Consider the following 11,366-nt stretch of genomic DNA (forward strand, 5'->3'; position numbering starts at 1 on the left):
GGCCGGTACCGGGGCGGGCGGCTGGGCGCCGACGGGAGAACGCAGGCCCGGATCGACCGCGACGCCTTCCGGCTGCGGCTGCTGCACCTCGACCTGCAGGTTGAACAGGTAGCCGACCGACTCTTCCTTCAGGCCCTCCAGCATCGCGGCGAACATGTCGAAGCCCTCACGCTGGTATTCGACCAACGGGTCACGCTGGGCCATCGCGCGCAGGCCGATGCCCTCCTTGAGGTAGTCCATCTCGTAGAGATGTTCGCGCCACTTGTGGTCGAGGACCTGTAGCAGCACCTGCCGCTCGAGGGTGCGCATGCTGCCCTCTCCTGCCAGGCCGTCGATCTCTTCCTCACGCTTGGCGTAGGCATCGTGCGCGTCGTCGAGCAGTGCCTCACGCAACTCCTCGGAGTCGAGTTCGCCCGCCTCACCGATGGCGGTCTCGCCGACCAGTTCCTTGTTATCGATACCCACCGGGTACAGCATCTTCAGCGCGGCCCACAGCTTGTCCAGATCCCAGTCCTCGACATAGCCCTCAGCGGTGGCGCCGTCGACATAGGCGGTGACCACATCGGTGATCATCTCCTGGACCTGGCCCTCCATGTCCTCACCGCGCAGGATCCGGTTGCGCTCGCCGTAGATGACGGTGCGCTGCTGGTTCATCACCTCGTCGTACTTGAGAACGTTCTTGCGGATCTCGAAGTTCTGCTGCTCGACCTGGGTCTGGGCGCTCTTGATGGCCTTGGACACCATCTTCGCCTCGATCGGCACATCATCGGGCAGGTTCAGCCTGGTCATGATGGCCTCGAGGGCGGCACCGTTGAAGCGACGCATCAGCTCGTCACCGAGGGACAGGTAGAACCGCGACTCACCCGGATCACCCTGGCGGCCGGCGCGACCACGCAGCTGGTTGTCGATACGGCGCGACTCGTGCCGCTCGGTGCCGAGCACGTACAGCCCGCCCGCATCACGCACCTTGTCGGCGTCTTCGGCGGTCTGCTCCTTGACCTGCTCGAGGGCGGGCAACCACGCTGCCTCGTACTCGTCCGGGGTGTTCACCGGGTCGAGGCCCTGCTTGCGCAGCAGGATGTCGGCGATGATGTCGGGGTTGCCGCCGAGCACGACGTCGGTACCACGACCGGCCATGTTCGTCGCCACGGTGACCGCACCTGGCCGACCGGCCTCGGCGATGATCTCGGCTTCCTTCTCGTGGAACTTCGCGTTCAGCACCGTATGCGCGACACCGCGCTTGGTGAACTGCTTGGACAGGTACTCCGAACGTTCGACGCTCGTAGTACCGATCAGCACCGGCTGGCCCTTCTCGTGCCGCTCGACGACGTCGTCGACCACGGCCGCGAACTTGGACTCCTCGGTCTTGTAGATGAGGTCGGCCTGGTCGGCGCGAATCATCGGCTTGTTGGTCGGGATCGGGATGACGCCGAGGCTGTAGATCTGGTGCAGCTCGGCCGCTTCGGTCTCGGCGGTACCGGTCATGCCGGACAGCTTTTCGTAGAGACGGAAGTAGTTCTGCAGCGTGATCGTGGCGAGGGTCTGGTTCTCCGGCTGGATCTCGACCTCTTCTTTGGCCTCGATCGCCTGATGCATGCCCTCGTTGTACCGGCGACCGACCAGGATGCGGCCGGTGAACTCGTCGACAATGATGACTTCGCCGTCGCGGACGATGTAGTCCTTGTCGCGGGTGTAGAGCTCCTTGGCCTTGATGGCGTTGTTCAGGTAGCTCACCAGCGGCGAGTTGGCCGCCTCGTACAGGTTGTCGATACCGAGCTGGTCCTCGACGAACTCGACGCCGGCCTCGTGCACACCGATCGTGCGCTTCTTGATGTCGACCTCGTAGTGGAGGTCCTTCTTCAGCAGCGGCGCGATGCGGGCGAATTCCGCATACCACTTGCTGGAGGCATCGGCCGGGCCCGAGATGATCAGCGGGGTGCGGGCCTCGTCGATGAGGATGGAGTCGACCTCGTCGACCACGGCGAAGTTGTGCCCGCGCTGGACCAGATCCTCGAGGGAGTGGGTCATGTTGTCGCGCAGGTAATCGAAACCGAACTCGTTGTTGGTGCCGTAAGTGATGTCGGCGCCGTAGGCGACACGGCGCTGGGCCGGCGTCATACCGGACAGGATCGAACCGACCTCGAGACCGAGGAAGCGGTGCACACGACCCATCCACTCGGAGTCGCGCTTGGCGAGGTAGTCGTTGGTGGTGACGATGTGCACGCCGTCGCCGCTGATGGCGTTCAGGTAGGCGGGCAGCACCGATGTCAGGGTCTTGCCCTCACCGGTCTTCATCTCGGCGATATTGCCGAGATGCAGCGCGGCGCCACCCATGATCTGGACCTTGTAGTGCTTCTGGTTCAGCACTCGCCACGATGCTTCGCGAGCCACCGCGAACGCCTCGAGCAGCAGGTCGTCGAGGGATTCGCCGTCGATGTAGCGCTGCTTGAACTCGTCGGTCTTATCGCGCAGCTCGTCGTCGGTGAAGTCCTCGAAGTCGGACTCGAGCGCGAGAACCTCGTCGGCGAGATGGGAAAGCCGCTTGACCATGCGACCCTCACCAATCCGTAGCAACCTCGTCAGTGTCAGCGCAGGCACGGGTCTCGTCAGTCCTCTGGTCGGTGTGTCGTCGTGTCCCCGGCCCCCCGGGCCGGTACGCACGGCCCGCGTGGTGCGGAAGCCGCAGCTCGCTTCATGGTAATGCGGCACCCATGGTAGGCGCCGTGGTCAGCCGGTTGCAGGGCCGGGCCGAGCACGGGCGAGGCAGCCACCGCGTACGCGGTGTCGATATGGATGAACCCAACGGTACTCGTGCACGACGGATTGCCGGGATATGCCACAGAATGGGAGAAGAATCGCTGTGGCGGGACCACAATGGTCGGGACGAGCGGCTCGCACGGGCGGCACGGGAAGGAGCATCGGGCAGCGTGATCACGAGGCTGACGCCGCAGGACGCGTCCTTCTACCGGCTCGAGTCGAGCAGCAACCCGATCCACATCGGTTCTCTCGCGATCCTCCAGAACACCGCCGCCGATACCGGCGACGGCCACGGCAAGTCCGTTCTCGACTACGCACGCCTGGTCGACCTGGTGGAATCGCGGCTGTCGCTGGTTCCGCGCTACCGCAGGAAAGTGCGGGAGATCCCGCTGTCGCTGGGCAGGCCGGTCTGGGTGGAAGACAGCCACTTCGACATCAATTACCACATCCGCCGCTCCGCGCTCCCGGCTCCCGGCACCGAAGAACAGCTACTCGAGCTGGTCTCCCGGCTGTCCTCACGTCCGCTCGACCAGGGCAGGCCGCTGTGGGAGATGTACCTGATCGAGGGCCTGTCGGGCGGGCGCTGCGCGGTGTTCACCAAATCCCACTCCGCATTGGTCGACGGTGACGGCGCGCTGGAGATCGGGCACGTCATTCTGGATTCGGGCACCTCGCCGCGCGGCTTCGCCGATGACGCCTGGTGCGCACCGCGCGAACCGAGCGACACCGAACTGCTGGTCGGCGCACTGACCCATTTGGCGGGCCAGCCGAGCGAGGCCATCGAGGTGCTGCGCGATGCGGGCTCGGGCGGATTCGGGCTGATCGGCGCGACCGGGCGCGCGGTCGATGCGGCGGTCTCGGCGGTCCGCTCGGTCACCACAGGAGCCCCCGACAGCCCGCTCAACGCGCGCACCTCACGGCAGCGCCGCTTCGATGTCGTCACCACCGGCCTGGAGGATTACCGCAAGATCAGGCGGCGCTTCGACTGCTCGATCAACGACGCGATCCTCGCGGTGGTCACCGGCGCGCTGCGCAACTGGCTGCTCTCCCGCGGCGAGGCGCTGGTCGATTCGAGCGTGCTGCGCGCGGTGGTGCCGATGTCGGTGTACGTCGAAGGTGCCGACGACAAGCTGAAACCGGCAGGCGAGGTGTCCTCGTTCCTCATCGACCTGCCCGTCGGTGAGCCCAATCCGGTGATGCGGCTCTCGCATATCTCGCACGCCACCGAGGCCACTGCCAAGAACCGGCGCGGCGTGCGGGCGCGCACGCTGGTGCACCTGGCCGGGTTCGCCCCGGCAAGCCTGCACGCGATGAGTGTGCGGGCGGCGAGTACCTTCGCAGAACACACGTTCAATCTGGTGATCACCAATGCGCCGGGTCCGCAGACGCCGATGTACATCGGTGGCGCGCGGATGCTGGAGATGTATCCGGTATCGCCATTGCTGCGCAATCAGGTGTCGAGCATCGGGATCACGTCCTATGACGGACAGGTCTTCTACGGTCTCAACGCCGACCGCGACGCGATGGCCGATATCGGAGTGCTGTCGGCATCGGTGCACGAATCCATGGAGGAGATGCTCGGTGCCTGCCTCTGAGACCAAGCTGCGCGTCTACGTACCCGCGACCGTGCCGATGCTGCGCGAGCTCGTCGAACAGCGCGAACTGCGCGCCCTCGGCGGTACCGCCTTCGCGGTGACCCCCACGTTGCGGGAGGCCTACGCCTCCGGTGACGACGAGGAGCTCGCCGAGGTCGCCATGGGTGAGGCGGCCAGAGCCGCGTTGCGGCTGATCGCAGCCGAGCGCGACGCCATCACCGATTCGATGGAGGAGGGTTCGAGTGAGGATGCCGCACCCGCGCTCCCGGCCGGTGCCCCGGTGTACCGCCGCGCGGTGATCGCCGCCGACGTCGCCGGCGCCAAGCTACGCCCCGACCTCGACGACGCCGTGGTCCGGTTGTCCGGCCCGATCAGCTATGACCGCATCGCCTCGGTGCACGTCGACCTGGCCGATGCCGAACCGGCGGTCGCCAAGGCGGTCGATGTCATCGACGCCGCAGACCTCGGCGATACCGACGCCGAATTCGTACTCGGCGACGCCGAGGATCATCAGCTCGCCTGGTACGCCGCCCAGGAGCTCCCGTTCCTACTCGAATTGCTCTGAGCTCTCACGAACAGGGGCGTCGAGAGCCTCCCGGAGTGAATCGCCGACGGTCCTGACAACGCCGCGCCGAGCGGCTAACCTACGATGCCGTAACCTAGCGGGCAGGCGGTGGACCGGTCCGCCACGACCAGGGAGACGAACGGCAGCGATGGTTTTCAAGAATGTCCGCGAATGGCTCGAGGCGCCGGCCGCGAGCGTCGCCGAGCGCGGCGGACGGTTGAACGTGCTGCGCGGCGCGGTGGCCAGGGTGACCACCCCGCTGCTGCCCGATGACTACCTGCATCTGGCCAACCCACTGTGGTCGGCGCGTGAGCTGCGCGGCCGCATCGTCGACGTGCGCTCCGAGACCGCCGATTCGGCCACCCTGGTGATCAAGCCGGGCTGGGGCTTCGACTTCAAGTACCAGCCGGGCCAGTACATCGGCATCGGCCTGCTGGTCGACGGCCGCTGGCACTGGCGCTCCTACTCGCTGACCTGCCCCCCGGACTGGACCGATGCCGACGCCGGCGGCAATGGCAAGCAGAGGGTCATCTCCATCGCCGTAAAGGCGATGCCGGAGGGCTTCCTGTCCAGCCATCTCGCCAACGGTGTCCCGGTCGGCACCATCGTCCGACTGGCCGCGCCCCAGGGTGCGTTCGTCCTGCCGTACCCGCCGCCGAAGAAAGTGTTGTTCCTCACCGCGGGCAGCGGCATCACTCCGGTCATGTCGATGCTGCGGGCGATGGATCGCCGCGATGTGGTGACCGATGTGGTGCACATTCATTCCGCGCGCACCGCCGAGGACGTCATGTTCGGCGAGGAACTGCGCGCGCTGGATCAGCGCCATCCCGGCTTCACCGCCCAGCTGCAGCTGACCGGCCAGCAGGGCAAGTTCAGCGTGGCCGCTCTCGACGAACGCATCCCCGACTGGCGTGAACGCCAGACCTGGGCGTGCGGCCCGCTGCCGATGCTCGACGACATCGAAAAGCACTGGGACGACGCCGGTATCGCCGATCGGTTGCACATCGAGCGGTTCGAGATCGAACGGTCGGCCATCGGCGAGGGCGGCACCGTCACCTTCGGCCGCAGCGGCCGCAGCACCGAGGTCGACGGCGCGACCAGCCTGCTCGAGGCGGGCGAGGCGGCCGGTGTGCAGATGCCGTTCGGCTGCCGGATGGGCATCTGCCAGACCTGTGTGGTCACCATCTCCTCCGGCCACGCCCGCGATCTGCGCAACGGCAACGAGAAGCGCGAGGGCGAAAAAGTGCAGACCTGCGTCTCGGCCGCAGCCGGGGACTGCACACTCGACGTGTGAGTGTGCTCGACCCGATCGCACCCCCCAGGATCGGGTGTTCGGCGGGTACCCTCTGGGTAAGTCGACTACGGCCCACGGGGACGATCGAATACGGCCCGCCGGGCTGATCGAAAAACAGAAGGGACGCCGGTGGCCATCACCGACATCAAAGCCTTTGCCCATCTCACGGCCACCGATATCGAGACCCTCGGACATGAACTCGATTCCGTGCGTCGTTCGGTGGAGCAGTCGCTTGGCGAACGCGACGCGAAGTACATCCGCCGCACCATCGCCGCGCAGCGCGCGCTCGAGGTCGCGGGCCGTGCCGTGCTGTTCGGCAGCCGCAACCGCTGGGCCTGGGTGACGGGTACCGCTCTACTGTCGGTGGCCAAAATCATCGAGAACATGGAGCTCGGCCACAACATCAGCCACGGGCAGTGGGATTGGATGAACGATCCCGAAATCCACTCCAGCTCCTGGGAATGGGATATGACGGGCCCGTCTGCGCAATGGCGCCGGGCCCACAACTACTCCCATCACACCTATACCAACGTGCTCGGCAAGGACGAGGACCTCGGTTTCGGCATCCTGCGGATGACGCGAGATGAGCCGTGGCGGCCGGTACACCTGGTGCAGCCGGTGGCGAATCTGATCCTGGCGGCGACCTTCGAGTGGGGTATCGCACTGCACGACTGGTCGATCGAGAAGGAACTGTCGGGCACGCCGCGCCATAAGCTCAACTCCGAGCCCAATATCGTCTTCGGCCGCAAGATCGCCCGCCAGGTGGCCAAGGACTTCGTGTTCTATCCGGCACTCACCGGCCCGGCTTTCGTGTCGACGCTGAAGGCCAACGCCACCGCGAACCTGATCCGCAATCTGTGGGCCTATGCGGTGATCTTCTGCGGTCACTTCCCCGACGGCGCCGAGAAATTCACCATCGAACAGCTCGAGGACGAAACCAGCGGCGAGTGGTACCTGCGCCAGATGCTCGGCAGCGCCAACTTCAAGGCCGGGCCGACGATGGCGTTCATGAGCGGCAACCTCTGCTACCAGATCGAGCATCACCTGTTCCCCGATCTGCCGAGCAACCGTTACCCCGAGGTCGCCGCGCGGGTGCGGGAACTGTGTGACAAGTACGACCTGCCCTACACCACGGGCTCGCTGGGCAAGCAGTACCTGCTGGCGTTCCGCACCATTCACAAGCTCGCTCTTCCGGACCGGTTCCTGCGCCGCACCTCCGACGATGCGCCCGAGACCTCTTCCGAACGCAAGTTCGCGGGCATCACCCTGCCGACCCCGGTGACGAACTGGACCGGAACCGAGCATCTGCACTGGTCCATCGACCCAGCGACCGGTCGCCGTCGCGGCTTGCGGTCCGCGCTGCACGAGGCCAAGACGGTGCTGCAGGAGAAGGCCAGGCACGAGAAAGAGGTGCTGCGCGAGGCCAAGCGCGCCCTCAAGGAGAAGGCGCGGCACGAGAAGGACGTGCTGCGCGAGGCGAAGCGTTCGCTGAAGGAGAAGGCCAAGGCCGAACGCGAGTCGCTGCGTCGTGAGTACCAGCTGCGGCGGGCGGCAAAATAACAGCTGTGACCGGGTAATCGCAATGGGGGATTTGCCACACTTTCGGCAAGTTCTCGATAACCTACGGTCTCGTAACTTACGGTACTGTAACCGCCATGGCGATCTCGGATGTCAAGGAGTACGCGCACCTCACCGAAGCCGATGTGGAGGCACTCGGCGCGGAGTTCGATGCGATTCGGCGGGAAATCGAATCCTCACGGGGTGAGCGGGACGCGCGCTACATCCGCAATGTCATCCGGTTGCAGCGCGCACTCGAAATCAGCGGCCGCACGGTGCTGTTCGCCAGTTTCCTGCCGCCGGCCTGGCTGGCCGGCGTCGCCCTGCTCGGCACCGCCAAGATCATCGAGAACATGGAGATCGGGCACAACGTGATGCACGGGCAGTGGGACTGGATGAACGATCCGGAAATCCACTCCAGCTCCTGGGAATGGGACAACACGGGCCCGTCCAAGCACTGGAAGCACACGCACAACTACCTGCATCACAAGTACACCAATGTCCTCGGCATGGACGACGACATCGGCTACGGCCTGCTGCGCGTCACCCGCGATCAGCGCTGGCGGCCGTTCTACCTCGGCAACCCGGCCTACAACCTGGTGCTACAGCTGTTTTTCGAATACGGCGTCGCCATCCAGCATCTGGAGCTCGGCAAGCTGGCCGCGGGTAAGTACAAGCCCGGCACCCCTGAGCGCGCCGAGTTCGAGCGCAAGCGGTCGGAGGTGCTCACCAAGATCAGCAAGCAGACACTCAAGGACTACGTCGTCTTCCCGCTGCTGACCGGTCCGGCGTTCTTCAGCACGCTCACCGCCAACCTGGCCGCCAATATGGTCCGCAACGTCTGGACCAACGCCGTCATTTTCTGCGGCCACTTCCCGGACGGTGCGGAGAAGTTCACCAAGGCCGATATCGACAACGAAACGCAGGGCGAGTGGTACCTGCGTCAGATGCTCGGTAGCGCCAACATCTCCGGCGGCCCGGTCATGCACTTCATGACCGGCAATCTGAGCCACCAGATCGAGCACCACATCTTCCCCGATCTGCCGAGTAACCGGTACGCCGACATCGCTGTGCGGGTGCGCGCGCTCGCCGAGAAGTACGACCTGCCCTACACCACCGGCTCGCTGCCGGTGCAGTACTTCAAGGCCTGGCGCACCATCCTCAAGTTGTCGCTGCCGAACAAGTACCTGCGCCAGACCGCCGACGATGCGCCAGAAACCGCCTCCGAGCGCAAGTTCAACGGCAACACCACCGCCACTTTCGACCCGGTGACCGGCCGCCGCCGCGGACTGCGCACGGCGCTGGCCGAGGGACGCAGGCGGTTCGCGCGCAAGGCACTGCCGATCGGCTAGGCGAACTCCGCAGTCCTTCGGGCTGCGCGGACCGATGGTCGGCGCAGCCCGGCAACGCCACTATGCGCACCGCATCGCGGTCACGGCGACCGAGGTCCGGTGCAGTCGTGATTCACTCTTCGCGTGAGTTCTGCGCATATGTCGGTATACGACGCCATCCGGTTACGGCGCGATGTGCGCGCCGAATTCACCGGAGACGTCGTCGGCGAGGCCATCCTGTGGCGCATCCTGGAGGCGGCGCACTGCGCACCGAGCGTGGGTAATACCCAGCCGTGGGACTTCACGGTGGTACGTGATCGGCAGCGGTTGCGCACGTTCGCCGAGCACGTCGCCGACAAGCGTCGCGAGTTCCACGACTCACTGCCCTCGGACCGGGCAACGACCTTCGATCCGATCAAGATCGAGGGCATCGAAGAGAGCGGCACCGGCATCGTCGTCACCTACGACCACGGCCGCGGCGGAGACCATGTGCTCGGGCGCGCCACGGTCCCCGAAACCGGCATCTACTCAGCAGTTCTCGCCATCCAGAACCTGTGGCTCGCCGCCACCGCCGAAGGTGTCGGCGTCGGCTGGGTATCGTTCTACGAGCCGGAATTCTTGGCGAACCTCGTCGGTGCTCCGCCAGGAGTCCGCCCGATCGCCTGGTTGTGTATCGGACCGGTCCACGAGTTTCAGCAGGTGCCCGATCTGGTGCGATTCGGATGGCGCGACGGCAGGCCCCTGGACGAGGCGATCCACCACGAGACGTTCGGCCGGCCGCACCGAGCCGAGCGCTGACAGGCGACCCCGTCCGATCATGCGCGGGTCGATGAGACCGGCCGGCCGCGCTCAGACCCGCTCGAGCACGGCGGACGCACCGATCCCGCCGGCTGCGCAGATCCCCAGCAGCGCAGTCTGTTTACCCGACCGCGCCAGTTCGTTGGCCATGGTGGTCACCATCCGGGCGCCGGTCGCACCGAAGGGGTGGCCGATCGATACCGAACCGCCGTGCACGTTCAGCTTGTCGATATCCACCTCGCCGACCGCGGTGTCGCGGTCGAGCCGGGTCTTGGCCCATTCGTCGCTGGCCAGCGCCGACAGCACCGACAATGTCTGGGCCGCGAAGGCCTCGTGGATATCGACCAGGTCGACATCGGTCAACGACAGGCCCGCCTTGTCCAGCGCCCGCGGCATGGAGATCGCAGGGCCGATGAGCACCTGATCGGTCGGATCGACGCTGACATAGCTCCAGGAGCGGAAGGCCGCAAGCGGCTGGTAGCCGAGTGCCAGCGCGGTCTCCTCGCTCATCAGCAGCACTGCCGAGGCGCCGTCGGTGAGCGGGCTGGCATTGCCCGCGGTGACACTGCCGTCCTCGGCGAACACCGGCTTCAGCTTCGCCAGCTTCTCGATGCTGGTATCGGCACGGACCAGACCGTCGCGAGTGATCCGCGCGCCGTCGGGCGTGTCGACCGGCAGTACCTCGTCGTCGAAGCGGCCGGAGGCGATGGCCGCGGCGGCTCGGTGATGCGAGCGGGCGGCGAATTCGTCCTGCGCGGCGCGGCCGATGCCGTGGATCCGCGCCATCTTCTCCGCCGACTCCCCCATCACCTCACCGGTGGTGCGTTCGGCGATCTTGGGTCGCGAGGGTAGTAGATCGGTGAACGGCGCGAGCCGGGAAATCGCCGACAGATAGTCCTTCGGCTTCGGTTTACCCAACGCCAGCGGGGCCATCGCGTGCACGATCTTCTGCGGCAGTTTGACCTCGGCACCACTGGTGGAATCACTGCCGCCGGCAATCATGATGTCGTATTCACCGCGCTCGATCGCGGCAGCGGCCGAGGTCACTGCCTGCAGACCGGACGCGCATGCCCGCGTGACGGTGTATCCCTCGCATCCGGGGTCCAGCTTCAGGTCCAAGGCGATCTCGCGCGCGATGTTCGGCGCGGCGCTCGGCAGCACCACCCCGCCCCAGACGATCGCCTGCACTTGGTCACCGGCAAGGCCGGTGCGTTCCAGCAGACCGCGTACCGCGATATCGGCGAGGTCGATCGAATCCAGCCGGGTGTAATCGGTGAACGCGCGCACGAACGGAGTACGCGCGCCGGAGACGATTACGGCACGGCGAGCAGCACTGGGGGCCATGCGAATTCCTTTCAGCCATCGGTCCATTCAACTTACTCCCAAGTAAGTTAGGCGTCGAGAGATTCGTCGACAACGACGAGACCCGGCCGGTGCGCAGGCACGATTACGGCTTGATCCGCTTGGCC

At 65.9% G+C, this 11,366-nt stretch carries 8 protein-coding genes; 6 read left to right on the plus strand and 2 right to left on the minus strand.

Annotated features, from left to right (window positions below):
• The coding region (gene secA, locus GV792_RS11270) for a preprotein translocase subunit SecA (protein ID WP_309139100.1) at positions 1–2,598 on the minus strand (2,598 nt) is incomplete at its 3' end.
• Positions 2,599–2,927: 329 nt separating this feature from the next.
• Here secA and GV792_RS11275 point away from each other — a divergent pair.
• The 6 genes from GV792_RS11275 to bluB all read left to right on the plus strand — a co-directional run bounded on the left by GV792_RS11275 (position 2,928) and on the right by bluB (position 9,897).
• Entirely contained in the window at positions 2,928–4,352 is a 1,425-nt protein-coding gene (locus GV792_RS11275; RefSeq protein ID WP_163824023.1) for a WS/DGAT/MGAT family O-acyltransferase, read from the plus strand.
• Between the two features lie 7 nt (positions 4,353–4,359).
• Positions 4,360–4,917 carry a DUF6912 family protein gene (locus GV792_RS11280; protein WP_163824193.1) on the plus strand — a complete coding sequence of 186 codons (558 nt, stop codon included), beginning with the start codon at positions 4,360–4,362 and terminating at the stop codon, positions 4,915–4,917.
• A 148-nt stretch (positions 4,918–5,065) separates the two neighbouring features.
• Positions 5,066–6,211 carry a ferredoxin reductase gene (locus GV792_RS11285; protein ID WP_163824024.1) on the plus strand — a complete coding sequence of 382 codons (1,146 nt, stop codon included), beginning with the start codon at positions 5,066–5,068 and terminating at the stop codon, positions 6,209–6,211.
• Positions 6,212–6,340: 129 nt separating this feature from the next.
• A complete protein-coding gene (locus tag GV792_RS11290; RefSeq protein ID WP_163824025.1) occupies positions 6,341–7,771 on the plus strand; it encodes a fatty acid desaturase in 1,431 nt (476 codons plus the stop codon).
• A gap of 95 nt (positions 7,772–7,866) precedes the next feature.
• Positions 7,867–9,120, plus strand: a complete 1,254-nt coding sequence (locus tag GV792_RS11295) for a fatty acid desaturase family protein (RefSeq protein ID WP_163824026.1) — start codon at positions 7,867–7,869, stop codon at positions 9,118–9,120.
• Between the two features lie 138 nt (positions 9,121–9,258).
• Entirely contained in the window at positions 9,259–9,897 is a 639-nt protein-coding gene (bluB, locus tag GV792_RS11300) for a 5,6-dimethylbenzimidazole synthase (RefSeq protein WP_163824194.1), read from the plus strand.
• Between the two features lie 51 nt (positions 9,898–9,948).
• Here bluB and GV792_RS11305 read toward each other — a convergent pair whose 3' ends face one another.
• Complete coding sequence (locus GV792_RS11305) at positions 9,949–11,241, minus strand: acetyl-CoA C-acyltransferase (protein WP_163824027.1); 1,293 nt, start codon at positions 11,239–11,241, stop codon at positions 9,949–9,951.
• Positions 11,242–11,366 lie beyond the last annotated feature (125 nt).

Origin of the sequence: Nocardia cyriacigeorgica, assembly GCF_010868145.1 — a bacterium.
Lineage (GTDB): Bacteria > Actinomycetota > Actinomycetes > Mycobacteriales > Mycobacteriaceae > Nocardia > Nocardia cyriacigeorgica_D.

Coding starts and splice junctions, on each gene's coding strand:
- GV792_RS11285 (WP_163824024.1), top strand. CDS start 5,066: ATGGTTTTCAAGAATGTCCGCGAATGGCTCGAGGCGCCGGCCGCGAGC.
- GV792_RS11295 (WP_163824026.1), top strand. CDS start 7,867: ATGGCGATCTCGGATGTCAAGGAGTACGCGCACCTCACCGAAGCCGAT.
- bluB (WP_163824194.1), top strand. CDS start 9,259: ATGTCGGTATACGACGCCATCCGGTTACGGCGCGATGTGCGCGCCGAA.
- GV792_RS11305 (WP_163824027.1), bottom strand. CDS start 11,241: ATGGCCCCCAGTGCTGCTCGCCGTGCCGTAATCGTCTCCGGCGCGCGT.